Source organism: Ruegeria sp. BHSC223, from assembly GCF_059613025.1.
This window is the reverse complement of sequence record NZ_JBXWRR010000010.1, coordinates 44,647-69,345: the sequence shown is the minus strand read 5'-3', so window position 1 is coordinate 69,345 and position 24,699 is coordinate 44,647. Positions and strand designations below refer to the sequence as shown.

Genomic DNA, 24,699 nt, shown 5'->3' with positions numbered 1-24,699 from the left:
AAGCAGCAAACGAAGCGCCCCGATCCGGCGGCCGTCCGTCCGCAAGGGGATAATCCTGCCGCGGGACAGGGGCGGCTTCTTCCTGGTGCGGTCATCGGCTCTCCAGCCTGTACCGCCCCGCCAGCCTGCGGCGATTCTGGTTAACAAAGACTTGCCGCTTCTTTCTGGTCAAAAATACTCATTTCCGCCCCCTCCACCCGCGATCCGGCCCGAAGCAACAAGAAATCGCCGCCTGCCGCCTTTTCCTTCGCCTCGCCTTTGGGTAATTGATCCCTCGATTGACCGAAGGGATCCCCACGATGGCGATGGAAAAGACATTCGACGCGGCCGAGGCCGAGGCCCGCATTACCAAGGCCTGGGAAGAGGCCGGCGCCTTCAAGGCGGGCGCCAACCGTTCGCGTGACGAAAGCTTCACCATCATGATCCCGCCGCCCAACGTGACGGGCGCGCTGCATGTGGGCCACGCCTTCAACAACACGCTCCAGGACATCCTGATCCGCTGGCACCGGATGCGCGGCTTCGACACGCTCTGGCAGCCCGGTCAGGACCATGCGGGCATCGCCACCCAGATGCAGGTGGAAAAGATGCTGGCCGCGACGGGGCAGCCCTCGCGCCGCGAACTGGGCCGCGAGGAATTCCTCAAGAAGGTCTGGGAGTGGAAGGGCCAGTACGGCGGCACCATTGTCGATCAGCTCAAACGCCTCGGCGCCTCCTGCGACTGGTCGCGCAATGCCTTCACCATGGCGGGCGCGGCCGGCGACCCGCGCACCGGCCATGAAAATTCGCCGAATTTTCATGATGCGGTGATCAAGGTCTTTGTCGACATGTACAACAAGGGCCTGATCTATCGCGGCAAGCGTCTGGTCAACTGGGACCCGCATTTCGAGACCGCGATCTCGGACCTCGAGGTCGAGAATATCGAGGTCGCGGGCCATATGTGGCACTTCAAATACCCGCTCGCGGACGGCGCCACCTATACCTATGTCGAGAAGGACGAAGACGGCAACATCGTGCTCGAGGAAGAGCGCGACTATATCTCCATCGCCACCACCCGGCCCGAGACCATGCTGGGCGACGGCGCGGTGGCCGTGCACCCCTCGGACGAGCGCTATGCCCCCATCGTGGGCAAGCTCTGCGAAATCCCCGTGGGCCCCAAGGAGCACCGCCGCCAGATCCCGATCATCACCGATGAGTACCCGGACAAGGATTTCGGCTCGGGCGCGGTCAAGATCACCGGCGCGCATGATTTCAACGACTATGCGGTGGCCAAGCGTGGCGGCATCCCGCTTTACCGCCTGATGGACACGCGCGGCCAGATGCGGGCCGACGGTGCGCCTTATGCCGAAGAGGCAGGCAAGGCGCAGGACTATGCGCGCGGCAAGGACTTCACCGAAAACGAGATCGACGTGATCAACCTGGTTCCCGACCACCTGCGCGGGCTCGACCGGTTCGAGGCACGGGCGAAAGTGGTCGAAGAGATCACCACCGAGGGTCTCGCCGTGATGACCCGCGCCGACGACCCGCGTCTGGGTTCAACCGCATTGAAGCCCGATCAGGAAGGTGCAGACAAGCTTGTGCCGCTGGTCGAGGCCAAGCCCATCATGCAGCCCTTTGGCGACCGCTCCAAGGTGGTGATCGAGCCGATGTTGACCGACCAGTGGTTCGTCGACGCCGAAAAGGTCGTGGGCCCCGCTCTGGACGCGGTGCGCGACGGCACGGTCAAGATCATTCCTGAATCGGGCGAAAAGACCTATTACCACTGGCTGGAAAACATCGAACCCTGGTGCATCTCGCGCCAGCTCTGGTGGGGACACCAGATCCCGGTTTGGTATGGGCCGACTAAAGAAGAAATCGACGCTTACCCATCGGTGAAAGGAGGCAAGAAGCGCTTTTGCGCAGCGAACGAAGCCGAAGTTACGCTTCAGGCGAAAGCCTACTATGGAGAAGATGTCGACGTTTCTTTCTACCCGAATGGAACCTCAGGGGAAATGTCGGGGTTTGGCTTCGACGGAACTAGGCTTTCTGAAGTTAGCCTCTCCCGAGATCCCGACGTGCTCGACACCTGGTTCTCCTCCGGCCTCTGGCCCATCGGCACGCTGGGCTGGCCCGAGGATACCGACGAGATGCGCCGGTACTTCCCGACCTCGGTCCTGATCACCGGCTTCGACATCCTGTTCTTCTGGGTCGCCCGGATGATGATGATGCAGCTTGCGGTCGTGAACGAGGTGCCGTTCCACACCGTCTATCTGCACCAGCTCGTCCGCGACGAGAAGGGCAAGAAGATGTCCAAGACCACCGGCAACGTCATCGACCCGCTGGAGATCGTCGACGAATTCGGCGCCGACGCCCTGCGCTTTACCAATGCGTCCATGGCGGCGATTGGCGGCGTGCTGAAACTGTCGAAAGAGCGGATCACCGGCTATCGCAACTTCACCACCAAGCTGTGGAATGCGGTCCGCTTTGCCGAAATGAACGAGGTCTTTACCGACGCCGTGCCGCAGCTGAGCGCCGCCGAGCTGGCGCCGAAGGCCGCCGTCAACCGCTGGATCATCGGCGAAACCGCCCGCGTGCGCGAAGAGGTGGACGCGGCGCTGGACAGCTACCGCTTCAACGACGCGGCCAACGCGCTTTATGCCTTTGTCTGGGGCAAGGTCTGTGACTGGTACGTCGAACTCTCCAAACCCCTGTTGCAGGGCGAAGACACCGAGGCCCAGGCCGAGACCCGCGCCACCATGCGCTGGGTGATGGACCAGTGCCTGGTGCTGCTGCACCCGATCATGCCCTTCATCACCGAGGAGCTTTGGGGGCTGACCGCCGAACGGGCAAAGATGCTGGTGCATGCCGACTGGCCCACCTACAAGGCCGCGGATCTGGTCGATGACGCCGCTGACCGCGAGATGAACTGGGTGATCTCGGTGATCGAGAACACGCGTTCCGCCCGCGCCCAGATGCGCGTGCCTGCCGGCCTCTATGTGCCCATGATCGTGACGGAAATCGACGATCACGGACAGGCCGCCTGGGAACGGAACGAAGCGCTGATCAAGCGTCTGGCGCGGATCGACAGCCTGACCAAGGCGGATGTCATGCCCAAGGGCTGCATCTCGATCGCGGCCCCTGGCGCGGCCTTTGGCCTGCCGCTGGCCGAGATCATCGACATCAGCGCCGAGAAGGAACGTCTGGAAAAGGCCAAGGGCAAGCTCGCCAAGGAGTTGGGCGGCCTGCGCGGACGTCTCAACAACCCCAAATTCGTGGAATCTGCTCCCGACGAGGTGGTTGAAGAGGCGCGCGAGAACCTTGCCGCCCGCGAAGAGGAAGAAGCCCGGATCGACGAGGCGTTGGCGCGTCTGGCGGAACTGGGTTGAGCCTTTCACTTCGCTCCAAATACTCATGAAAACGCCCCCGCCGATGTCGCAACCGGCGGGGGTTTTTGCTAGGCTCCGCTCATGCTGAACAGCCTGCGTACCCTGATCGAACGCCAGATCCTCAAAGCCCGCGCCGAGGGCAAGCTCTCGGGTCTCGAAGGCGAGGGCAAACCCCTGCCCGACCGCTCCAACGAGGCGACGGGCGACCCGGCGGTTGCCGCCGGGTTCCGGATCATGGCGCAGGCGGGCGTCCTGCCCGAGGAGTTTGTTATCAAAAAACAACTGGATGAAGCGCGGGCGGCCTATTCCGGGTTGACCGATCCGGACGCCCGCAAGGCCGCCATGGCAAGGATCGCCGACCTAGAAATGCGCTACAGCATGGCCCGGGACGCGCGGCGCGCCTTCCTGAAATAGCAGGGCGCGATTTCGCATTTTCCATGTATCATCGCTGGGACGGGTGAAGGAATTGCGACGGGGGACCCGGTCATGGAACGCCGGCTTTGCGCCATTTTGGCCGCCGATATGGCAGGCTACACGCGTCTGATGGAGCGCAACGAAAGCGATGTTCTGGGGCGTCAGAAACTCTATCGCCGCGAGTTGATCGACCCCGCCATCGCGCAGGCGGGTGGCCAGATCGTCAAGACGACCGGCGATGGCATGCTGACGCGCTTTGACACCGCGCAGGCCGCCGTGCGCTGTGCGCTGGAGATCCAGCAGGCCATGCAGCAGCGTGAGGCCGACACCCCGCGCAAGGAGCGCATCCAGTACCGCATCGGAATCAATATCGGCGATATCCTTCTGGAAGACGGGGACATCTTCGGTGACGGGGTGAATGTCGCGGCCCGGTTGGAGGCGATTTCGGAACCTGGCGGGATTTGTATCTCGGACATCGTACACCAGATTACGCAGGATCGGATAGCAGAGCCGTTCACCGATCTCGGATTGCAGAAGGTCAAGAACATCACACGCCCGATCCGTGTCTGGCAATGGGTGCCGGACCGTAGCCGGGACAACAGCCCCGATACCGCCCGTTCACAGGCCCAGCACGTGTCGTTCTGCATTGCGGGGGACGGCACACAACTGGCATGGGCGCGGATCGGCAAAGGGCCGAGTGTCCTGAAGGCACCCAACTGGCTCAACCATCTCGACTATGAATGGCGCAGCCCCGTCTGGGGGCCGTTCCTGGAGCAGATGTCGCACAGATGCGATCTTGTCCGCTTCGACCAACGCGGCAACGGGCTTTCCGATCGGGACCCGGCCGAGATTTCCGAGGACGCGATGATCTCGGACATCGGCAGCATCGTCGAGGCGGCTGGCCTGAACCGGTTCGTGCTCTTCGGTATCTCGCAGGGCTGCGCATTCTCTGTGCGCTATGCCGCTGAAAATCCGGAAAAAGTTTCTGGCCTGGTGCTGGTCGCGGGCTATCTCAGAGGCGCGTTCATGCGCAATTCACCCGAACAGTCGGCCCTGTCCGAGGCGACAAACGTTCTCATCCGCGAAGGCTGGGGATCACCCAACCCGGCCTATCGGCACCTGTTCACCGAAAGCATGATGCCGGATTCCACCGAGGCGCAGAAATCCAGTTTTGACGAGTTGCAGCGGGTCTCATGCTCGCCGGATGTGGCGGCCCGGATCAATACGATGAACGCCTCGGTCGAGGTTTCAGACTATGCATCCCGAATCCAGGCTCCAACACTGGTTCTGCACTCCGAAGGCGACCGGCGCGTGCCTGTGGCCGAGGGGCGCAGGATGGCGGCGCTGATCCCCGGCGCGCGCTTTGTTACCCTGCCTGGAAACAACCATGCCCTCATTGATGGCTCACCCGCACTGGATTTGTTCCTTTCGGAATTCTCGGCCTTTCTGGCAGAGATTGTCGAAAGTTGAGAGGGAAGATTGGCGGATGCCCTCGTCTCACCGCACATGGTGAGACCCCGCTTGGGAGTGCAGCAGGCAGAAATGGAAAGCACGCCGATGCGCAGGTCAATTCCTGAAAGGAATTGGCACAAATCCTCGACGAGGATTTGTCTTCAGACTTTCGCGAAAGTCTGAACCCGCTACTTGAAGACTGGTGCGCGCCCTTGCATCTGGGCCGCGATCACTTCCATCTGATCCGGCTTGCCGATCAGCTGCGCCTGTTCGTGCGATTCCGCAAGCAAGACATCGGTTCGCTGTTCCGATTCAGCAAGCTCGATCAGACGCTTGGCGGACCGTATCGCTGACGGGCTCTTGCCCGCGATCTCTTGCGCCAGCGCTGTGGCCTCGGCCAGCGGATCATCGGCCAGTTCTGTCACCAGCCCCCACTCGGCAGCTTTGGCGGCCCCGATGGACCGCGCGGTATAGGTGAGCAGACGCAGCACATCCGAGCGCACCAGTTGCGGCAACAGAACCATGCCGCCCATATCCGGGATCAGGCCCCATTTCATTTCCAGCACGGACAGTTTCGTATCCGGTGCGGCAATGCGGATGTCCGCCCCCAGCGCGATCTGTAACCCGCCGCCATAGACCGCCCCATGCAACGCCGCGATCACCGGCACCGGCACCCGGCGCCAGACCATCGCTACCTCCTGGAACGCATTGGTGTCGCCGTGGCTGCGCGGCATCAGCATCTCGACCGGGTCTTGTCCGGCAAAGGCCGCGAAATTCGCCACATCAAGCCCCGCGCAGAAGCTTTTGCCTTCGCCCGACAGCACCACCGCCCGTGCGTCCGAGGCCGCAACCTCTTGCCCTGCCGCGATGATCGCCTGAAACATCGCCTGATCCAGCGCATTCATCTTGTCGCCGCGCGTCAGGGTGACAAATGCGATATGGTCCTTGTATTCGACAGATACGCGCGCCATCGGGGCCTCCATTCCTGTTTGGAGCCAGACTGCCCGCTCTTGTGTCCAAGCGCCAGCGGGACGTGGGGGCAGATCAGGGCAGGTCCGCGGCCTTCATGCGCGCATAACCGGGGCTGTCCAGCGTCATGACATAGAATATCTCGCCCACCTGCTTGCCACCGGTGGTGATGCCCAACCGGCCATCGGGGTCCTGCACCGTACGCAGGATGCGCCCCTCTCCGTCGAACTGGATCAGCATGCCGCGATGGATCGGCGCGGGTCGTACCTTGGGCCCCAATCGCCAGACCACCTTGCGCAGGAAGGGGTAAGGCATCAGCGCCTCGGCAGGCACGCGCGGGCTGGCAAAGGCCAGCCAATAGGTGCCGTCGCCCTGTGCCTCGAGATTGTCGGGATAGCCCGGCAGGTTTTCCAGGAACACCTCGGTCTGGCCCACCTTTTCGCCCTTGAGCCACAGCCGGTGCACCCGCGCCCGCCCGGTTTCGTTGATCAGCAGGAAGTCCTCGTCCGGCGAGAGGGCAACGCCGTTGGTATAGACAAAACCGGTGGCGATCTTTTCGACCCTGCCGTCGGGCGTGCGCCGCGCGACATATCCGGTATCGGACTGTTCCCAGACGGTCATCACCGAAGTGGGCTTGGTGCCGCCCAGCGTCCGGGGATCGAACCGGTCGGTGGAGTTCGAGAAATAGAGGGTTCCGTCGCGCCCCAGATCCAGCTGGTTGGCATAGATCACCGGGGCACCGTCGATCCGGTCCACCACGGTCTCGACCTTGCCGGGTGCTGTCCAGCGCAGGACGCCCCGGAAACTGTCCGCGATGTAAAGCGCGCCGTCCGGTCCCGCCTTGAGGCCCAGCGGCCGCCCGCCCAGCCGGTCGACCAGCTCCGGCACCGCGCCGTCGATGCGATAGAGATTGCCCGCAAGCGACGTCGTATAGACCGTGCCGTCCGGCATCACGGCCAGATCCTCGGGGCCGATTTCACCGTCGGGGAGCGGCACGAATTCGGCCTTGTCCAGAACCCGGTTCTCGGCGAAATCACCGGTGAAACCGGGGTTTTCCGGCGGGTGATAGGCCACGGGCGCCACCGGAACGGGCCAGAACAACAGATAGCCAAGGCCAGCGAGCAACAGGATCAGAACGTAACGCATGGGCACCTCTTTGCACTTGGGCGCACCATGCGAGGCGGGGCCAGCAAAGGCAAGTCTTGCCCGGCACCGCGGCTTGCGCTTATGTGGCGCGCATGACCGGACCTCGATACACCCAGCTTGCCCAATCGCTGCCCGCCACCGTGCCCTTTGTCGGCCCCGAGACACAGGAGCGTCAGCGCGGCGCGCCCTTTGCCGCCCGGCTGGGCGCGAACGAGAATATCTTTGGCCCCTCGCCCCGCGCCATCGAGGCGATGCAGCGGGCAGCGTCTGAGATCTGGATGTATGGCGACCCGGAAAACCACGACCTGCGCGCGGCGCTTGCGGCGCATCACGGGGTTCAGCCCGACAATATCGTGGTGGGCGAAGGGATCGACGGCCTTTTGGGCTACCTGGTGCGCCTGATGGTGGGTCCGGGCGATCCGGTGGTCACGTCCGAAGGCGCCTATCCCACCTTCAACTATCACGTGGCGGGCTTTGGCGGGGTGTTGCACAAGGTGCCCTATGCCGGCGATCACGAGGATCCGCAGGCGCTTTTTGCCAAGGCGGCCGAGGTGGGGGCCAAGCTGGTCTATCTCGCCAATCCCGACAATCCGATGGGCAGTTGGCTGAAGGGCGCCGATATCGTGGCCGCGATGCAGGCGCTGCCCGAGGATACGCTGTTGGTGCTGGACGAGGCCTATGTGGAATGCGCCCCCGACGGCACCGCCGTTCAGGTCGATGCCGATGATCCGCGCCTGATCCGCATGCGCACCTTCTCCAAGGCCTATGGCATGGCGGGCGCGCGGGTGGGCTATGCGCTGGGGGCGCCAGAGCTGATCGCGGCCTTCAACAAGGTGCGCAACCATTTCGGCATGAACCGCGCGGCCCAGGCCGGGGCGCTGGCGGCGCTGGCCGATGGTGAATGGCTTGCGCATGTACAGACAGAGATCGCGACAGCCCGCACGCGCCTTGGTGAAATCGCGCGCGAAAACGGACTGATACCGCTGCCGTCGGCCACCAATTTCGTGACCATCGACTGCGGCAAAGATGGCATCTTTGCAAAATGCGTTCTGGATAACCTGGTCGCATCTGGCATCTTTGTACGGATGCCCTTTGCCGAGCCACACAATCGCTGCATCCGCGTCAGTTGCGGACCAAGGGCCGATCTGGACGCGTTTGCCACCGCCCTGCCCGCCGCCTTGGCGGCGGCACGCCGCTGATCGCAACGGATTTACCTGACATTCAGGCAATTTGCCCTAAACTGCGGATCATGGATGAACGCGGCATCGGGCGTGCGCCCGACTACACAATCCCTGCCCTGGTCATGCTCGGGGTGAACCTGACCTGGATCCTGATACTGGTCTGGGCGCTCTGGGGCTTTGGCGCCGCATTGCTGCTGGCGGCGCTCGTTCACCATGGCATCACACGGCTGGCCGTACGGATGCGCTGAACCGCGCTTAGCCCCCGGCAAGGACCTGAGCCGCCGCCTCCAGCGCTCCGGCGCCGCGCGGAACGTCCAACGCCTGCAATCCGGCCTCGATCCCGCCGAGAAGTCCCATGACCATCTGCCCGTTCAAATGCCCCATATGGCCAAGGCGAAAGAACTTGCCATAACCCGGATCACCCGGCGGGGCCATGCCCAACCCGATGCCCAGCGTCAGGCCCAGATTGACCTCTGTCCATTCCCGCAGCGCCGCGCCCTTGCCGCTGTCCAGTCTCAAGGCAGTCACCGCATGACTGCGATAAGCCGGGTCGGCAACATTCATCACCAGATCGCCGCCCTCGGCCCAAACCGTGCAGGCAGCCCAGACCGCCCGCGCCAGCACCGCATGACGGGCCCAGACCTGTTCGATCCCCTCGGCATGGATCATGTCGAGCGCCGTGCGCAACCCATACAGGTGATGGGTCGGCGCAGTACCACCGAAATGCTGGTAGAATTCGGCTGGGTTGGCGCGCGGCACCCAGTCCCAGTAGCGCGATACACGCGGCATGGATGCCCGCTTCTCGGCCGCCTTTTCGCTAAAGAAAACAAAACCAAGCCCCGGCGGCACCATCAGACCCTTCTGGCTGGCGGTCACGGTCACATCAACGCCCCAGCCATCCATTTCGAACACGTCGCACCCCAGCGACGCGATGCAATCGGCCATCAGAAGCGCCGGATGCCCCACCTCGTCCAGAACCGCCCGCAGCCCGGCGATGTCATTGCGGATCGAACTCGAGGTATCCACGTGCACCGCCAGCACCGCCTTGATCCGGTGCGCGGTATCGGCCTTCAGCGCCTCGGCGATCCGGCCCAGATCCCAAGGCGCGGATTTGCCAAAGTCGATGATCTGGCATTCGGCGCCCAGCCCCTCGGCCATCTCGGCCCAGCCATGAGAGAACCGTCCCGAAGCAGGAACCAGCACCACCTCGCCCGGCGCGATCACGTTTGACAGGGCCGCCTCCCAGGCGCCGTGGCCGTTGCAGATGTATATGGCCGCGTGGTGTTCGGTTTGCACCACCCGGCGCAGATCGGCCATCAGCCCCGGCATCATCTCGACCAGTTCGCCGGCATAGATATTGGGCGCGGCGCGATGCATGGCGCGCAGCACAGCATCGGGCATCACCGAGGGCCCCGGTATCGCCAGATACTCGCGCCCCTGCGCAAGAGAGATATTGCCGGTCATGTCCATGCCTCTTGTGTGCGTTGGGCACACCCTAGCCAGCGGTTGCTTGGCGTCAATCCACCCGGCGCGACGCAGCCAGCGCCGGGGCGATTATGCAGAGCATCTCGAACAGGATCGACGCCGCCAGGAAGGCGGTTCCGCCGCTGCCATCAAAGGGCGGCGACACCTCGACCAGATCGGCACCCGCGATGTTCACACCCGCGAGTTCCCGAACAACCTGCAAGGCCTGAAAGGCGTTTGGCCCGCCAACCTCTGGCGTGCCGGTCCCAGGGGCATAGGCCGGGTCGACGAAATCGATATCATAACTGACATAGGTCGGACCGGTGCCGGCGATCTGCCGCGCCTCGGCCATCACATCCTTGAGACCGCGATCGAAAAGCTCCTCGATGGTGACTATTCGTATGCCTTGCTCGGCGGCAAACGCGCGATCCTCCGAATCGTAGGCGGTGCCGCGAATGCCGATCTGGATCATCCGGGCCGGGTCCAGCAGCCCCTCTTCGACAGCGCGGCGGAACGGTGTTCCATGGGTATACATCGAGCCGCCGAAATAGGAATGAAAGAGGTCAGTGTGGCTGTCGAAATGGATCAGCCCCAGAGGCGCGTCAGCCGCCAGTGCCCGCAAGACCGGCAGGGTGCACAGGTGGTCGCCGCCGACACAGACAGGCAGGATACCCGCCTTGTGCACGCGCGTCACCGCCTTGGTAATCCGGTCCATAGCATCCGACAGGTCAGCCGGGTTGGGCGGCACGTCGCCCAGATCAGCACAGTTGACCGTTTCGAACGGGCGCACACCGCTGACCCCGTGTTGCGCGCGGATCATGGTGGACATGTCACGCACCTGCCGTGGTCCGTGGCGCGGGCCGGGGCGGTTGGTGGTTCCGGCATCCCAGGGCAGGCCGATCAGGCCAATATCGACCTGTGGCAGGCGTGGATCGTCCAGACCGATCATCGGCAAACGCATGAAACTGGCGATACCCGCGAACCTTGGCAAATCGAATCCCGAAACCGGTTGAAACCCTGTCTCTGCCATCCTTAGTCCTTTCCCGGATCAACCTCTTTGACCAACACCCTGCCCGGATGCGCCGCCGGGTCAAGCGGCGCAATGCTTGCGCCACGGCGGTCTCCTGCTTAAATGGGCCGACCATGACACGCGATCTGTCCCCCCTCCCCCGACCAAAGGCCCAACCATGAGCGCAAAACCGATGTCGTCGCGCGAGCTGGTGGGCTGGCTCTGGCAGAACTATCTGAAAAGCCGGATGGGCCTTTTGGGCCTCGCCTTTCTGTTCATGCTGCTCGAAGGCTCGATGGTCGGCGCGATCAGCTATATGATGCAGCCGATGTTCGACGAGATTTTCGTCAACGGCAACGGCGATGCGCTGGTCTGGGTCAGCCTCGCCTTTCTGGTGATCTTCTCGCTGCGGGGCCTGGCCAGCGTCGGGCAAAAGGTGCTGCTGGCGCGCATCTCGCAGGAAACCGCCGCGCATCTGCGGTTCGACCTGCTCAAACGGCTGATCCGGCAGGATACCGCTTTTCACCAGACCCATCCGCCCGGCTTTCTGATCCAGCGGGTGCAGGTGGATGTGGGCTCGGTCAACCAGGTCTGGCAGGTGATCATCACCGGCGCGGGCAAGGATCTGGTCTCGCTGGTGGTTCTGATCGGGGTGGCGGTCAATGTCGACCTGATCTGGACGCTGGTCATGCTGGTGGGCGTTCCGATCGCCTTTCTGCCCATTGCCATGGCACAGCGCTATGTCCGCAAAAAGGCCGCGCTGGCCCGCGATCAGGGCGCGACGCTGGCAACCCGGCTGGACGAGATTTTCCACGGCATCGTGCCGATCAAGCTGAACGCGCTGGAGCGCTATCAGCTCGACCGGTTCGATGGCCATATGAAGACCTATGTCCGCTCCGAGGTGCGCGCGTCTTTCGGCACCGCCTCGATCACCGGGCTCGTGGACGTCATGGCCGGTCTCGGCTTCATGGGCGTGCTGCTTTACGGCGGGGCCGAGATCATCGCCGGGGAAAAAAGCGTCGGCCAGTTCATGAGCTTCTTCACCGCCATCGGGCTCAGCTTTGACCCGATGCGGCGGCTGGCTTCGATCTCGGGCACCTGGCAGGCGGCGGCGGCGGCGCTGGAGCGGATCAAGGACCTGCTCGACGCGCCCATCCTGTTGTTGTCGCCGCCGAAACCGGTGGCCGCGCCCTCGGGATTGCCCACGATCCGTCTTCAGGATGTGTCGCTCTCCTATGGTGATGCGCAGGTGCTGCGCAACCTGTCACTCGACGCCGAGGCGGGCAAGACCACCGCATTGGTGGGTGCATCGGGGGCGGGCAAATCGACCATCTTCAACCTGCTCACCCGGCTGGTCGATCCGCAATCGGGCAGGGTCACAGTGGGCGATGTGGCGGTTGGCGACATGTCTCTGGAAAAGCTGCGCAGCCTCTTTTCAGTGGTCACGCAAGAGGCGCTCTTGTTCGACGAAACCCTGCGCGAGAATATCCTGCTGGGGCGTACCGACGTCAGCGAGGCGCGGCTGCAAGAGGTGCTGGATGCCGCCCATGTCTCGGATTTCCTGCCCAAACTGGAACACGGGCTCGACACGCTGGTGGGGCCACGCGGCTCGGCCTTGTCCGGAGGGCAGCGGCAACGGGTGGTGATCGCCCGCGCCCTGTTGCGCGACACGCCGATCCTGCTGCTGGACGAGGCGACCTCGGCGCTCGATGCGCAATCGGAAAAAGTGGTGCAGGCGGCGCTGGATCAGCTCTCGGGCGGACGCACCACGCTCGTTATCGCGCACCGTCTCTCCACCATCCGCAACGCCGACAAGATCGTGGTGATGGAGCGTGGCGAAGTTGTGGACGAGGGCAGTCACGAAGACCTGCTGGCGCGCGGCGGCATCTATGCCGATCTCTATCGTCTGCAATTCGAAGGCGGCAAGGAGTTGGTGGACCCGATCGGCGCCGCCGCCCAGCAACGGCCCAGCACCGACGAGACGCAGCGCAGCTCCGGCTGGTACCGTCGCCTCATGTCCCGCATTCTGGGCTGATTGCGCGCTTCGCATTTCTTCTGTTCGAAAATACCTCGGGGGAGTCGCGCCCGCGCGACGGGGGCAGAGCCCCCGACTTACGTCCTCACCGCTCTAGCGCCTTGCTGCGAGTTCTGCTGCGAGCCAATCCAGATACTCCCGGATCGCTGCCTCGTCCCGCTTGCAATAGGACCATTTCAGGTGCCTCCGCACCGTTATGAAACCTGCCTGTTTCAGCAGGTCCAGGTGCCTGCTGGCCGTTGGCTGCGCAATGTCGAGCGCCTTGGCGATCATCGTCATGCACACCCCGAACTCTGCCGGATCCGCCGACCATTGATCCGCAAAATGCCGCTGCGGTTCCGCCAGTAGCTGCAAAACCTTCAGTCGCGGCCCGCTGGCCATGGCCCTGATTTGAATTGACCTGTCCATGGCTTCCAATCATATAGTTAGTTAGCTAAATGTAAATGTGAGATATGGTCATGCTGGATCTTCCCCATATGTCGATCATCGAAGGCGCCGCTATTCGCTGGGGAAAGACCGGGAACGGCCCTCCGTTGGTTGCCATCCACGGCACACCGTTTTCCTCGCAAGTCTGGCGCAGGATCGTGCCTTACCTGACGCACCATAGGACGGTCTATTATTTTGATCTGGCCGGTTATGGTCAGTCCGAAATGCGTGAAGGGCAGGATGTATCGCTGGCGGTTCAGAACAGGGTCCTGGCCGGCCTGTTCCGGGAATGGGACCTGGACCGCCCCGATGTTCTGGCCCACGATTTTGGCGGCGCAACGGCATTGCGTGGCTCCTTCCTCGATGGTCTGCGCTTCAAGTCGCTGACGATCTTCGACGCTGTTGCACTTGCCCCCTGGGGGTCGCCCTTCGTGCAGCACGTGCGGCAGCACGAGACCGCATTTGCGGGAATGCCCGATTATATGCATCAGGCGCTGCTGCGCGCCTATTTGCAGACCGCCGCGCACCGGCCGCTGTCGCCAGAGGCAATGGATATCTATGCAGCGCCCTGGACTGGCCCGGTCGGGCAACCGGCCTTCTATCGCCAGATCGCCCAGATGGATCAGAGATACACCGACGAGGTTCAAGGGCTGTACCGTCAGATGGATTGCCCTGTCACCGTCCTGTGGGGAGAGCGCGATGCCTGGATCCCCTGCGACAAAGGCATGGAGCTGGCGGCTTTGATCTCAGGGAATGCCTGCACTCCCATCCCCGATGCCGGGCATCTGGTTCAGGAGGATTGCCCCGAAGCGATCGTTGCCGCCGTCCTGAAGCAGATCACCTGACCCTGGACGATCCCGGCCCCCTCTATCCCCGGCCCAGCGCTGCTGCGGCACGGGCCAGGGCCTCGATCCCGGCCCAGTCGCCCGCCGCCACCATGTTCTTGGGCGCCACCCAGCTGCCACCGGCACAGACCACGTTGGGCAGGCTCAGATAGCTCTCGGCATTCTGCGGCGACACGCCGCCGGTGGGGCAGAACCCGATCTGCGGCAGGGGCGCCCCGATCGCCTTGAGCGCGGGTGCCCCGCCCGAGGCCTCGGCCGGAAAGAACTTGAGCATGTCATAGCCCCGTTCCAACAGCCGCATCGCCTCGCTGGCGGTGGCGGCACCCGGCAAGAGCGGCAGGCCCTCCGCCTCGCAGGCGGCCAGCAGTCTGTCGGTCGCGCCGGGCGATACGCCGAACCGGGCGCCAGCGGCCTTGGCCGCGCGCACGTCCTCGGGCGTGACCAGCGTGCCGGCGCCGACCACGCCGCCGGGCACCTGGGCCATGATGCGGATCGCCTCGAGCGCTGCCGGAGTGCGCAGCGTCACTTCCAGTGCGGGCAGACCTCCGGCGACCAACGCCTCGGCGAGCGGGCGCGCATGGGCGGCATCGTCGATCACCAGAACCGGAACGATGGGCGCCATCTCGCAGATGGCGCGGGTCTCTCGGGATGTCATGCGCTAACCTCCAAATACGCTGGCGCCAGTATCTGCCGAACCGACCGCCGCACGGAAGGCGGCAAACAGGTCGCGGCCGGTGCCGAACTGGTTGCCGGACAGGTCTGCCGTGACCGGGTCGCGTGCCAGTACACCCTCGGTCAGGATATCAAGCACGCCCGCCTCGGCATCGACCCGCAACAAGTCGCCATCGCGCAGCCGCGCGATGGGACCCCCCTCCAGCGCTTCGGGCACAACGTGGATTGCGGCCGGAACCTTGCCCGAAGCGCCCGACATGCGCCCATCGGTGACCAGCGCCACCTTTTGCCCGCGCCCTTGCAGGATCGACAGGATCGGTGTCAGCGAGTGCAGCTCGGGCATGCCGTTGGCCTTGGGTCCCTGAAAGCGGACCACCACCACCATGTCGCCGGTCAGCTGACCGGACTTGAAAGCGGCCTTGACCTCGTCCTGGTCGTGAAAGACGCGCACCGGCGCCTCGACCACCCGATGTTCCGGCGCCACGGCCGAGACCTTCATCACCGCCGTTCCCAGCGACCCCGAAAGGCGCGACAGCCCACCGGTCGCCTGAAACGGGTCCGAGGCCGGGCGCAGTATCTTGTCGTTCAGGCTCGTTTGCGTTCCGGCCTCCCAACCGAGCACCCCATCCCGCAGCTTGGGCTCCTGTGTATAGCGCTCGAGCCCCCGGCCCGCCACCGTCAGCGTGTCGGGATGCAGGAAACCGGCCTCGAGCAGGGTGCGGATGGTATAGCCCAGCCCGCCCGCCGCGTGGAAATGGTTCACGTCGGCCAACCCGTTAGGATAGACCCGTGCGATCAGCGGCACCACCGCCGAGATCTCGGCAAAGTCCTGCCAGTCAAGCAGGATACCCCCCGCCCGCGCCATGGCAACCAAATGAATGAGCAGGTTGGTCGAGCCACCGGTCGCCATCAGCCCGACAATGCCGTTCACATAGGCGCGTTCATCCAGCACATGCGCCACCGGGGTATAGGTGTTGCCCAACGCCGAAAGGCTGAGTGACCGCCGCGCCGCCTCGGCGGTCAGCGCCTCGCGCAGGCCGGTGTTCGGCGGCACGAAACTGGCGCCCGGCAGGTGCAACCCCATGAACTCCATCAGCATCTGGTTGGTGTTGGCGGTGCCGTAAAAGGTGCAGGTGCCCGGCCCGTGATAGGCGGCCATCTCGGCAGCCATCAGCTCGGCATGGCCCACCTCACCCTTTGCAAAGCGCTGCCGCACCTTGGCCTTTTCATCATTGGGCAGACCGCTGGTCATCGGCCCCGCAGGCACAAAGACCGCCGGCAGGTGGCCAAAGCTCTGCGCCGCGATCACCAGCCCCGGCACGATCTTGTCGCAGACGCCCAGAAACACAGCCGCGTCAAAGGTGTTGTGGCTGAGCGCAACACCCGCCGCCATGGCAATCACGTCGCGCGAGAACAGCGACAGTTCCATTCCCGGTGCGCCCTGGGTGACGCCATCGCACATGGCCGGAACCCCGCCCGCCACCTGCGCGGTGCCGCCGACAGAGCGGGCGGCCTGGCGCAGCACATCCGGATAGCGCTCGAACGGCTGATGCGCCGACAGCATGTCGTTATAGCTGGTGACGATGCCCAGATGCCCGGCCGAGCCGGTGGCCAACGCCTGTTGATCCTCCCCCGCCCCGGCATAGGCATGCGCCTGTCCCGAACAGCTGAGATGCGCCCGCGCCGGGCCCTGGTCGCGGGCCGCGTCGATCCGGGCCAGATAAGGCCCGCGCGTTTCGGCGCTGCGCGCCACGATCCGGGCCGTCACCTCGGCTATGGTCGCATGTACCATGGTCATCCTCCGATCTGCCGCCAGCGGCGGCCGTCGCGATGCAGCAGCATCAGCGCCTCTTCCGGACCCGAACTGCCCTGATCATAAGGATAGGGCCGGTCGCGGTTTCTTTCCCATTCGGCGATGATCGGATCAACCCAGGCCCAGGCGGCCTCGGCCTCGTCACCGCGCATGAACAGGGTCTGGTCACCCCGGATCACGTCCATCACCAAACGCTCATAGGCGTCCTGTGGCCGGGTATCGCCGCCCAGCGCCTCGGCAAAGCTCATGTCCAGCGGCACCTCGGCCAGCCGGAAGCCGCCCGGCCCCGGATCCTTGATCGTGGTGCGCAGGGTGATGCCCTCATCCGGTTGCAACCGGATGATCAGCTTGTTGCCGTGGATCGGCCCCACATTGGGAAAGATCGAATGTGGCGGATCGCGGAACTGCACCACGATTTCCGAAACCCGCGCCCGCAGCTTCTTGCCGGTGCGCAGATAGAACGGCACCCCGGCCCAACGCCAGTTGGCCACATGAACCCTGAGCGCAATGAAACTCTCGGTGCGGCTCTGGGGATCGCCCACATGGTCCAGATAGCCATCGCCGCCCTCGTCGGCGCGGTATTGCCCCCGGGCGATGTCGCCGGGCGGAACCGGGTCAAGCGCCTCGATCACCTTGACTTTTTCGTCGCGCACCGCGTTGGGGGTGAATTTCGATGGCGGCTCCATCGCGGTCAGACAAAGGAGCTGCACCAGATGGTTCTGAACCATATCCCGCATGGCGCCGGACTGGTCGTAATAGGCCTCTCGCCCCTCGACGCCGATGCTTTCGGCGACCGTGATCTGCACATGGTCGATATGGGTCGCGTTCCAGAGGGGTTCGAACAGCGAGTTGGCAAAGCGCAGCGCCATCAGGTTCTGCACCGTTTCCTTACCCAGATAGTGGTCGATCCGATAGATCTGGTGTTCCTCGAAACAGACCCTCAGACCCGCATTCAGGGCGCGCGCGGTTTCCAGATCGCGGCCAAAGGGCTTTTCGACCACGATCCGCGCCTCGGGCGTGGCCATGCCGTGGCTCTCAAGCTGCCGTGCGATGCCGGCAAACAGGGACGGCCCGACCGAAAGGTAGAAGGCCCGCACCGCATCCGCGCGCAACATGGCTGCAAGCGCCTGCCAGCCATCCTCGCCGAGCGCATCCACCGCCACATAGTCGAGCTTTTGCAGGAACCGTCCGAGCACCTCGGTGCGGGTCGGGGTGTCCGGGGTAAATTCCTCGATCGCCTGACGCACCTCGGCGCGAAAGGCCTCGGTCGTCAGCTCGGTGCGGGCCGAACCGATGATCCGCGCCTCCTCGGGCATCTGTCCCACTTCGTAGCGATGAAAGAGCGCTGGCAAGATCTTGCGGCGAGCAAGATCGCCGGTAGCCCCGAACAGAACCAGATCGAAGGCACTGACCGGAATGACACGGGATACCATGCTGTCTCCTTTGCAACGGCTCTTTTGCGTATCCACGCCGGGCTCCGGGACGGGACATCACAAATGTTAACGCTAACAATTTGCCGTCCTCTTTACGGATACCCTGCAAAATATCAAGCCCATCCTGACATAAAACAGTTTTCTGTAGCGGCCCTGATCCAGTCCACCCTCAGCAAGCGGCGACGAGCACGACGAGAAACGATTGTGGATATCTGTGACACGACTGCTCACCATCAGACGAAATAACCTATATGAAAACAGGTTTTTCAGGCCCATTAAGCTCCTGCTTTCGGCTGTGGAAAACTCTGTGGGTGATATCGAAAGTTGACTTTATTATAAATGGTTAGACATGAATACTTATGTAGCGGTTCAGCATTTGAGACCACTACGCACGGATTCAATGGAGAAATCGCATTGCACCTGATATCCGTGCCACCAAGAGTAAGGTGAACGAGGCTTGCTGCCAGAAAACGACCTGCGGAGATACGTCAAAGCATATCGTACAGCGGATTTCCTGTCTGCACAGCAGTTGTGGATGAAATTGATGCACAAAACGCTTGTTATCAAAAATAGAATATTCTAGGGCAAAATCTTCCTGAAATTCGATGAAATGAATCAAGAAACATCAATTATTTACGGCAAAACGCTGGTGAATTTATCCACAGCTCTCGCTCTCAATTGACCCAAACCGCTACTCGATCCGGCCCAGGACCAGCAAAGATTTGCTGAAAACAACAGACAAATAGCACCGGGCCCGTACGGGCACTGTCAGAGATCCGGTATCGGGGAAGATCAAGGATTCTGGCTAAGCCAGTCCATCACCGCAGGACGCACGGACTGAACACCACGGTGGCGGGCATCCGTGATGATCTTGCGCAGCTCACCCAGATCCGTACGCAAAAGCAAGCTCTTGACGGGTCCAATTGAAGCGGGGCGCATCGACAAGGTGCGGATACCCATAGCCGCCAGACAGATCGCCTCGATCGGTCGTCCGGCATCCTCACCGCAAAAGCTGAGCGGCGTTCCAGAGATGCCGCACCGCTCGACAATCCGTTCGATCAGGCTGAGAAAGCTGCTGTTGAGCGTGTCATAGCGCCGGCGCACGCGTTCGTTCTCGCGGTCGGCGGCAAAGAAGAACTGTTTCAGATCGTTGCCACCGATCGAGAGAAATCCGACATCGTCAAAGAACTTCTGCGGCGCAAAGGCCAGCGACGGCGTCTCGAGCATGGCGCCGATTTCCAGCGTCTCGGGCAGCGGATGGCCCAGAACCTTTTCGCGGGCGATGGTCTTGTCCACCTCGGCGCGCGCGGCGTGATACTCCTCGGCCTGGGCGACAAAGGGGAACATGATGCTGAGCGCACGGCCATTTGCGGCCCGGATCAGCGCCTGCAACTGCATGCGCATCACTCCGGGCTTGTCCAGCCCCACCCGGATAGCGCGCCAGCCCAGCGCCGGGTTCGGCTCGTCCGTGGGCTTCATATAGGGCAGCACCTTGTCCGACCCGATATCGAGGGTGCGGAACACGACCCGCTTGCCCTTGGCCGCGTCCAGAACGCGCGAGTAGAGCGCCACCAGTTCCGATCGTTTCGGCATCTGGTTGCGTACCAGAAATTGCAGTTCGGTCCGAAACAACCCCACCCCTTCGGCACCCGAACTTTCGAGCGAGGGCAGATCCGCCATCAGCCCCGCATTCATCACCAGATTGATATGCTGTCCGTCCTTTGTGATGGCGGGGGTTTCCCGGATCGAGGCATAGCGCGCCTGTGCATCCGCCTGCATCGCGATCTTGTCGCGAAAGGCACTGACCACACTCTCCTCGGGACGCAGGTGCACCACCCCCTGATCGCCATCGACCAGGATCTGATCGCCGTTCAGTGCCTCGGTGGTGATCCGCTCGGCATGCACGACCAGCGGTATCGCCAGTGCCCGCGCAACGATGGCCGCATGACTGCCGACCGAGCCTTCCTCCAGCACGATCCCCTTGAGCGAGCGGCCATATTCCAGCAGGTCGCCGGGCCCGATATTGCGTGCCACCAGAATCGGATCGGGCGGCAGTTCGGCGCCGGTCTGCTTGCCCTGACCGGTCAGGATGCGCAGCAGGCGGTTCGACAGGTCATCGAGGTCGGCCAGACGCTCGCGCAGATAGGAATCCTGTACCTGCCCCATGCGGGCGCGGGCCAGAGACTGTTCCTTTTCCACTGCCGCCTCGGCGCTGAGGCCGCGGGCGATATCCTCTTCCATCCGGCGCATCCAGCCTTTGGAATTGGCGAACATCCTGTAGGCCTCGAGAACCTGCAACTGTTCCTTGTCGCCGTTCTGCGACATCTCCAGCATCTTGTCGACGCCGACGCGCAACTCGTCCACAGCCTCGTTCAGGCGCTCCATCTCGCGATGGGGATCGTCGGCGATCGGGTTGGTGATCACCACGCGTGGCTCGTGCAGCCAGACATGGCCCTCGGCCGCGCCTTCCTGCCCGGTGCCGCCCCGGAACATGGCAGATTTCTGATGCAGCGGCGACAGCGCCGCGCCCTCGCCGACAAAGGCGCCCAACTCGGCCATCTCGGCCAGCACCATGGCCACCACTTCCAGCGCATAGACCTCGTCGGCGGAAAACTCGCGTGCGTCGCGCGACTGCACCACCAGAACACCCAGCTTTTCGCCAAGCCGCTGCACGGGGATGCCCAGGAAAGAGGAATAGCGTTCCTCCCCTGTCTCGGGCATGTAGCGGAATCCCTTGGCCGAGGGCGCATCGGGCGTGTTGACCACCTTGCCGGACTTGGCGACGCGGCCGACCAGCCCCTCGCCCAACCGCATCCGGGTCTGGTGCACCGACTCGGGCTTCAACCCCTCGGTGGCGCACAGTTCCAGCGTGTCGACATCGCGGAACAGGTAGATCGAGCAGACCTCGGTCCCCATGCTGTCGGCGATCAGATGCGTGATCCGGTCCAGACGGGCCTGACCGGCCTCGTCCGTCGCCATCGCCTCGCGTAGCCGCCCCAGCAGCTTGCGGGATTCGCTTTCGGTTCCGTCCGCCATGGGTCCTCGCGCCGTTGCAGGATCAGGCGCGCCCGGCCCCGCTTGGATCAGGCCGCCTTGTCCAGTTCAAACGCATCATGCAGCGCCTGCACGGCAAGTTCCATGTATTTCCGGTCGATCAACACGGAAATCTTGATCTCAGAGGTTGTAATCACCTTGATGTTGATCCCCTCATCCGAGAGTATCTTGAACATCTTGGCGGCCACGCCCGACTGGCTGCGCATGCCGATGCCGACGACCGAGACCTTGCAGACGTCATAATCGACCAGCAGGTCCTCGAATTCCAGCTCCCCGGCTTCCTTGACCGCGTTCATCGCCTTTTCGGCGCGCGACACCTGGTCGGTGGGGCACGAGAAGGTCATGTCGGTGATGCCTTCCTCGGACACGTTCTGCACGATCATGTCGACGTTCACGCCGCCCTCGCTGAGCGCATTGAAGATGGTGGCCGCAACGCCGGGACGGTCCTGGACCGAGACAACGGTCATCTTGGCCTCGTCGCGGGAATAGGCGACGCCGGAGACTACATTGGATTCCATGATTTCCTCCTCATCGACAACCAGCGTACCGGCGGTGTCGGATTGTTCCTCGAAACTGGAGAGGACACGCAGTTTGACCTTGTACCGCATGGCCAGTTCGACCGAGCGGGTTTGCAGCACCTTGGCCCCCAGCGAGGCCAGTTCGAGCATTTCCTCGAACGAAATCTTTTCCAGCTTGCGCGCCTTGGTGCAGATGCGCGGGTCGGTGGTATAGACGCCATCCACATCGGTATAGATGTCGCAGCGCTCGGCCTCGAAGGCGGCGGCAAAGGCAACGGCGGTGGTGTCCGACCCGCCCCGGCCCAGCGTGGTGATGCGGCCCTCGGGGCTGACGCCCTGGAACCCGGCGACCACCGCAACCTTCATGCCTTCGGCGAATTTCTGGTTGATATTGTGCGGCGGGATATCTTCGATCCGGGCCTGGCTGTGCGCGCTGTTGGTCATCAGCGGCACCTGCCAGCCCTGCCAGCTGCGCGCGGGGATATCCATCTCTTGCAGCGTCAGCGCCATCAGGCCGGCGGTGATATTCTCGCCCGACGACACAACCGCATCATATTCCCGCGCATCGAACAGCGGCGAGGTCTCGTTGACCCAGCCCACCAGTTCATTGGTCTTGCCGGCCATGGCCGAGACGATGACGATCACGTCATAGCCCTTGGCCACTTCGACGCCCACGCGCTTGGCCGCGCGGCGGATACGGTCGAGATTGGCGACCGAAGTGCCGCCGAATTTCATCACGAGCGTTGGCATGGGGGCTAGGTCTCCGCGCCTGTGGAAAAATGTCCCGAGCCTCTTATGCGAGGGGGGGTACAAGAGCAAGAGGGCATTGGGGCCGTACCGATTTGACGCAGGACCGCAAGGCGGCGTACGGGCTTTACAGATCCCGGTCGGAATGCGAGCGTTGCAGAGCCTTTAGCCAGCAAGGAACCACCATGCGCGCCACCATCCTCGCCGTCAGCCTGATCTTGTCTTCGCCTGTGGCGTTTGCCGCCACCGTATCCGGAACCGACGGGCAGAACGCGCTGGGAACGGTCCCCTGCGCGACGGGTGGCGCGGCCCTGTCCGATTGCCCGGCAGAACTGCGCCGCAAGGAGGATGGTACCGCGACACTCGCCGTCATCCTGCCCGGTGGAACCGTGCGCAACATCTATTTCGAGGATGGCAAACCGGTCTCCAGCAGCGCGCCCTCGCCCGTCAGCTCGGAAACTGTCGGGGACACGCTGCGGATTTTCATTGCACCAGGCGAGGTATTCGAACTGCCGGCGGCCGCGGTCGCGTCTCAATAAGGGTGCGCGCGCCCGTCCCAGGTTTCGAAACATCCCGTCGTCTCGGGCGATAGCGTGGCAAAGCGCTCGATCAGGCCGCCCGCCGCCTCGGTAACGTCGATATCGCCGCCCTGACCACCCATGTCGGTACGGACCCAGCCCGGATGATAGACGCCCACGGCGATGCCCTCGGGTGCCAGATCGGCAGCCAGGTTGCGGCCCAGGTTCAGCACAGCCGCCTTGGACGCGCGATAGGCATAGCTGCCGCCCGGCGCACGCGTGTGCGAGGCCATCTGCGACGAGATGATTGCAATCTTGCCGCCGGCGGCCCTGATATTGGGGAGCAGGGCCTGAACGGTCAGAAAGACGCCGGTGACATTGGCGGCAAAGCTGTCGGTCCAGACCTGCGCGGTGTAGCCCTCCAGCGACAGCCCCTTGTCCAGATAGACGCCTGCATTGCAGATCAACAGATCAATGGGGCGCCCCGCCAGCACCTCGGCCATGGCGCGGTGCTGGACCGGGTCGGTCACATCAAGCGCGATATCGCAGCTGTCATCGCGCGCGGTGGCGGTGACGTCATGGCCCGCCTTGCGATACTGTGCGGCGAGCTCCCGCCCGATCCCGCGGTTGCCGCCGGTGATCAGTGCATGCATGTCAATTCGCCTTTCGGTTCGGCAGGAATGGCAACGGCGCGACGGGGATACCGTCCTCAAGCAGGGCCTTTGCCTCTTCCATCTTGGCCTCGCCATAGATCGCCCGTTCCGGCGCCTCACCCAGATGCATCCGGCGCGCTTCGGTTGCGAAATCCCGGCCCACATAGTCGGAATTCGCCTCGATCTTGCGCCGGATCTCGGCCAGTGCCTGTTCGGCGGGTGTTGCAGGCGCGGTCAGCGGGCGGGCGTCCTTGTTGGACCGGACCGAGGTGACACGGGGGCTCATGATCGCCTTTTCGACCTCGGTCCCGCCACAGATCGAGCAGGCGACCATTCCGGTCGCCGCCAGTTTTTCAAATGCGGCAGCCGATTGGAACCAGCTGTCAAAGCTGTGCCCGGCGCTGCATTTCAGAGAATACTGAATCATCTGGCCATTCCATTGCGGTCCGCCCAGTAGATATCCACATATGCCGCAAGATCAAGTAGAGCGCGGCATCCCGGACGATTGACACAGGCCGCGCAGAGCGACCGGATCAATACCCATCAGCAGCTGATGCAGGCCCGGTTCGTCGACCAGCGCGGCGGAGTCAGCCAGCGGCACCCATCTTCGCTGCCGCTGGCCCGTTTCGGGGTATTCATCTTCCAGACGCGCAACGCAGAGCGGATATACCTCGATCTTGCAGGGAACCTCGCGCCGTTTATCGAGCAGCTTGACATAGTGGTAAGCCCCCAGCGAGACCGGAGAGACACGCCCCACGACGCCCGCCTCCTCCCACGCCTCGCGTGCGGCGGTGGCGGCTCCGTCCAGGCCGGGTATCGGCCAGCCCTTGGGCAGAATCCAGCGCCTCGTCCCGCGCGAGGTGATCAGCAGCACCAGAGGCGTGTCCCCGTCGAACCGGTAGCAGAGCGCGCCATATTGCAGCCGGGTCAACGCCTGCGCCCTTTGCATCGTCACCGCCTTGTCGAGCTTTGCGTTCATCGCGCTCCG

Annotated in this window: 21 protein-coding genes; 8 read left to right on the top strand and 13 right to left on the bottom strand. The window is 63.4% G+C overall.

Annotated features, from left to right (window positions below):
- The first annotated feature begins 299 nt into the window (after window positions 1-299).
- From AC2FNY_RS15160 to AC2FNY_RS15150, 3 genes are all read left to right on the top strand, one after another.
- Complete coding sequence (locus tag AC2FNY_RS15160; protein WP_496802962.1) at window positions 300-3,362, top strand: valine--tRNA ligase; 3,063 nt, start codon at window positions 300-302, stop codon at window positions 3,360-3,362.
- Window positions 3,363-3,443: 81 nt separating this feature from the next.
- Window positions 3,444-3,776: a DnaJ family domain-containing protein gene (locus AC2FNY_RS15155; protein ID WP_496802961.1), complete on the top strand. Its 333-nt coding sequence runs from the start codon at window positions 3,444-3,446 to the stop codon at window positions 3,774-3,776.
- Window positions 3,777-3,848: 72 nt separating this feature from the next.
- Entirely contained in the window at window positions 3,849-5,246 is a 1,398-nt protein-coding gene (locus AC2FNY_RS15150; RefSeq protein WP_496802960.1) for an alpha/beta fold hydrolase, read from the top strand.
- A gap of 170 nt (window positions 5,247-5,416) precedes the next feature.
- On the opposite strand, the gene AC2FNY_RS15145 is transcribed toward AC2FNY_RS15150, so the two are convergent.
- Both AC2FNY_RS15145 and AC2FNY_RS15140 read right to left on the bottom strand, forming a co-directional pair.
- Window positions 5,417-6,199 carry a crotonase/enoyl-CoA hydratase family protein gene (locus AC2FNY_RS15145; RefSeq protein ID WP_496802959.1) on the bottom strand — a complete coding sequence of 261 codons (783 nt, stop codon included), beginning with the start codon at window positions 6,197-6,199 and terminating at the stop codon, window positions 5,417-5,419.
- A 73-nt stretch (window positions 6,200-6,272) separates the two neighbouring features.
- Window positions 6,273-7,343, bottom strand: coding sequence for an SMP-30/gluconolactonase/LRE family protein (locus AC2FNY_RS15140; protein WP_496802958.1), 1,071 nt, complete (start codon window positions 7,341-7,343; stop codon window positions 6,273-6,275).
- A gap of 92 nt (window positions 7,344-7,435) precedes the next feature.
- On the opposite strand from AC2FNY_RS15140, the gene AC2FNY_RS15135 reads away from it, so the two are divergent.
- Window positions 7,436-8,542 carry a pyridoxal phosphate-dependent aminotransferase gene (locus AC2FNY_RS15135; protein ID WP_496802957.1) on the top strand — a complete coding sequence of 369 codons (1,107 nt, stop codon included), beginning with the start codon at window positions 7,436-7,438 and terminating at the stop codon, window positions 8,540-8,542.
- A 50-nt stretch (window positions 8,543-8,592) separates the two neighbouring features.
- Window positions 8,593-8,772, top strand: a complete 180-nt coding sequence (locus AC2FNY_RS15130; protein WP_234139658.1) for a hypothetical protein — start codon at window positions 8,593-8,595, stop codon at window positions 8,770-8,772.
- Between the two features lie 7 nt (window positions 8,773-8,779).
- Here AC2FNY_RS15130 and AC2FNY_RS15125 read toward each other — a convergent pair whose 3' ends face one another.
- Both AC2FNY_RS15125 and speB read right to left on the bottom strand, forming a co-directional pair.
- Entirely contained in the window at window positions 8,780-9,988 is a 1,209-nt protein-coding gene (locus tag AC2FNY_RS15125) for a pyridoxal-phosphate-dependent aminotransferase family protein (RefSeq protein WP_496802956.1), read from the bottom strand.
- A 52-nt stretch (window positions 9,989-10,040) separates the two neighbouring features.
- Entirely contained in the window at window positions 10,041-11,018 is a 978-nt protein-coding gene (speB, locus tag AC2FNY_RS15120; protein WP_234216843.1) for an agmatinase, read from the bottom strand.
- 157 nt (window positions 11,019-11,175) lie between these two features.
- On the opposite strand from speB, the gene AC2FNY_RS15115 reads away from it, so the two are divergent.
- Window positions 11,176-13,032, top strand: coding sequence for an ABC transporter ATP-binding protein (locus AC2FNY_RS15115; protein WP_496802955.1), 1,857 nt, complete (start codon window positions 11,176-11,178; stop codon window positions 13,030-13,032).
- Window positions 13,033-13,125: 93 nt separating this feature from the next.
- Here AC2FNY_RS15115 and AC2FNY_RS15110 read toward each other — a convergent pair whose 3' ends face one another.
- The gene (locus AC2FNY_RS15110; protein WP_496802954.1) at window positions 13,126-13,440 is read right to left on the bottom strand and encodes an ArsR/SmtB family transcription factor; all 315 of its coding nucleotides are present in this window, start codon (window positions 13,438-13,440) and stop codon (window positions 13,126-13,128) included.
- A 50-nt stretch (window positions 13,441-13,490) separates the two neighbouring features.
- Here AC2FNY_RS15110 and AC2FNY_RS15105 point away from each other — a divergent pair, with 50 nt between their 5' ends.
- Window positions 13,491-14,303 (top strand): alpha/beta fold hydrolase, encoded by an 813-nt coding sequence (locus AC2FNY_RS15105; RefSeq protein ID WP_496802953.1) that lies wholly within the window; start codon window positions 13,491-13,493, stop codon window positions 14,301-14,303.
- 22 nt (window positions 14,304-14,325) lie between these two features.
- On the opposite strand, the gene eda is transcribed toward AC2FNY_RS15105, so the two are convergent.
- The 5 genes from eda to AC2FNY_RS15080 form a co-directional block, all read right to left on the bottom strand.
- Window positions 14,326-14,958, bottom strand: a complete 633-nt coding sequence (gene eda, locus AC2FNY_RS15100; protein WP_234165922.1) for a bifunctional 4-hydroxy-2-oxoglutarate aldolase/2-dehydro-3-deoxy-phosphogluconate aldolase — start codon at window positions 14,956-14,958, stop codon at window positions 14,326-14,328.
- Between the two features lie 3 nt (window positions 14,959-14,961).
- Window positions 14,962-16,767 (bottom strand): phosphogluconate dehydratase, encoded by a 1,806-nt coding sequence (gene edd, locus AC2FNY_RS15095; protein WP_496802952.1) that lies wholly within the window; start codon window positions 16,765-16,767, stop codon window positions 14,962-14,964.
- 2 nt (window positions 16,768-16,769) lie between these two features.
- The gene (zwf, locus tag AC2FNY_RS15090; RefSeq protein ID WP_234139650.1) at window positions 16,770-18,221 is read right to left on the bottom strand and encodes a glucose-6-phosphate dehydrogenase; all 1,452 of its coding nucleotides are present in this window, start codon (window positions 18,219-18,221) and stop codon (window positions 16,770-16,772) included.
- A 792-nt stretch (window positions 18,222-19,013) separates the two neighbouring features.
- The gene (gene ptsP, locus AC2FNY_RS15085) at window positions 19,014-21,257 is read right to left on the bottom strand and encodes a phosphoenolpyruvate--protein phosphotransferase (RefSeq protein WP_234139649.1); all 2,244 of its coding nucleotides are present in this window, start codon (window positions 21,255-21,257) and stop codon (window positions 19,014-19,016) included.
- A 47-nt stretch (window positions 21,258-21,304) separates the two neighbouring features.
- On the bottom strand, window positions 21,305-22,543 hold the full coding sequence (locus AC2FNY_RS15080; RefSeq protein ID WP_496802951.1) for an aspartate kinase: 1,239 nt from the start codon (window positions 22,541-22,543) through the stop codon (window positions 21,305-21,307).
- 182 nt (window positions 22,544-22,725) lie between these two features.
- Between AC2FNY_RS15080 and AC2FNY_RS15075 the strand changes: the two genes are divergently transcribed.
- Window positions 22,726-23,079 carry a hypothetical protein gene (locus AC2FNY_RS15075; protein WP_496802950.1) on the top strand — a complete coding sequence of 118 codons (354 nt, stop codon included), beginning with the start codon at window positions 22,726-22,728 and terminating at the stop codon, window positions 23,077-23,079.
- On the opposite strand, the gene AC2FNY_RS15070 is transcribed toward AC2FNY_RS15075, so the two are convergent.
- Genes AC2FNY_RS15070 through AC2FNY_RS15060 form a run of 3 tightly spaced genes read right to left on the bottom strand, consistent with a single transcriptional unit; the run spans window position 23,073 to window position 24,690 of the window.
- The gene (locus AC2FNY_RS15070; protein WP_496802949.1) at window positions 23,073-23,711 is read right to left on the bottom strand and encodes an SDR family NAD(P)-dependent oxidoreductase; all 639 of its coding nucleotides are present in this window, start codon (window positions 23,709-23,711) and stop codon (window positions 23,073-23,075) included. The genes AC2FNY_RS15075 and AC2FNY_RS15070 overlap by 7 nt on opposite strands.
- 1 nt (window position 23,712) lies before the next feature.
- Window positions 23,713-24,138, bottom strand: coding sequence for a DUF1178 family protein (locus tag AC2FNY_RS15065; protein ID WP_496802948.1), 426 nt, complete (start codon window positions 24,136-24,138; stop codon window positions 23,713-23,715).
- A gap of 51 nt (window positions 24,139-24,189) precedes the next feature.
- On the bottom strand, window positions 24,190-24,690 hold the full coding sequence (locus AC2FNY_RS15060) for an NUDIX hydrolase (protein WP_496802947.1): 501 nt from the start codon (window positions 24,688-24,690) through the stop codon (window positions 24,190-24,192).
- Between the last annotated feature and the right edge of the window lie 9 nt (window positions 24,691-24,699).

Bases quoted from the DNA above. Each gene is read 5' to 3' on its own strand.
- AC2FNY_RS15160 (WP_496802962.1), top strand. From the start codon at position 300: ATGGCGATGGAAAAGACATTCGACGCGGCCGAGGCCGAGGCCCGCATT.
- ptsP (WP_234139649.1), bottom strand. From the start codon at position 21,257: ATGGCGGACGGAACCGAAAGCGAATCCCGCAAGCTGCTGGGGCGGCTA.
- AC2FNY_RS15065 (WP_496802948.1), bottom strand. From the start codon at position 24,138: ATGATTCAGTATTCTCTGAAATGCAGCGCCGGGCACAGCTTTGACAGC.
- AC2FNY_RS15105 (WP_496802953.1), top strand. From the start codon at position 13,491: ATGCTGGATCTTCCCCATATGTCGATCATCGAAGGCGCCGCTATTCGC.
- AC2FNY_RS15115 (WP_496802955.1), top strand. From the start codon at position 11,176: ATGAGCGCAAAACCGATGTCGTCGCGCGAGCTGGTGGGCTGGCTCTGG.
- eda (WP_234165922.1), bottom strand. From the start codon at position 14,958: ATGACATCCCGAGAGACCCGCGCCATCTGCGAGATGGCGCCCATCGTT.
- AC2FNY_RS15140 (WP_496802958.1), bottom strand. From the start codon at position 7,343: ATGCGTTACGTTCTGATCCTGTTGCTCGCTGGCCTTGGCTATCTGTTG.
- AC2FNY_RS15155 (WP_496802961.1), top strand. From the start codon at position 3,444: ATGCTGAACAGCCTGCGTACCCTGATCGAACGCCAGATCCTCAAAGCC.
- AC2FNY_RS15130 (WP_234139658.1), top strand. From the start codon at position 8,593: ATGGATGAACGCGGCATCGGGCGTGCGCCCGACTACACAATCCCTGCC.
- AC2FNY_RS15070 (WP_496802949.1), bottom strand. From the start codon at position 23,711: ATGCATGCACTGATCACCGGCGGCAACCGCGGGATCGGGCGGGAGCTC.
- AC2FNY_RS15110 (WP_496802954.1), bottom strand. From the start codon at position 13,440: ATGGACAGGTCAATTCAAATCAGGGCCATGGCCAGCGGGCCGCGACTG.
- speB (WP_234216843.1), bottom strand. From the start codon at position 11,018: ATGGCAGAGACAGGGTTTCAACCGGTTTCGGGATTCGATTTGCCAAGG.
- AC2FNY_RS15145 (WP_496802959.1), bottom strand. From the start codon at position 6,199: ATGGCGCGCGTATCTGTCGAATACAAGGACCATATCGCATTTGTCACC.
- AC2FNY_RS15150 (WP_496802960.1), top strand. From the start codon at position 3,849: ATGGAACGCCGGCTTTGCGCCATTTTGGCCGCCGATATGGCAGGCTAC.
- zwf (WP_234139650.1), bottom strand. From the start codon at position 18,221: ATGGTATCCCGTGTCATTCCGGTCAGTGCCTTCGATCTGGTTCTGTTC.
- AC2FNY_RS15135 (WP_496802957.1), top strand. From the start codon at position 7,436: ATGACCGGACCTCGATACACCCAGCTTGCCCAATCGCTGCCCGCCACC.
- edd (WP_496802952.1), bottom strand. From the start codon at position 16,767: ATGGTACATGCGACCATAGCCGAGGTGACGGCCCGGATCGTGGCGCGC.
- AC2FNY_RS15075 (WP_496802950.1), top strand. From the start codon at position 22,726: ATGCGCGCCACCATCCTCGCCGTCAGCCTGATCTTGTCTTCGCCTGTG.
- AC2FNY_RS15080 (WP_496802951.1), bottom strand. From the start codon at position 22,543: ATGCCAACGCTCGTGATGAAATTCGGCGGCACTTCGGTCGCCAATCTC.
- AC2FNY_RS15125 (WP_496802956.1), bottom strand. From the start codon at position 9,988: ATGACCGGCAATATCTCTCTTGCGCAGGGGCGCGAGTATCTGGCGATA.
- AC2FNY_RS15060 (WP_496802947.1), bottom strand. From the start codon at position 24,690: ATGAACGCAAAGCTCGACAAGGCGGTGACGATGCAAAGGGCGCAGGCG.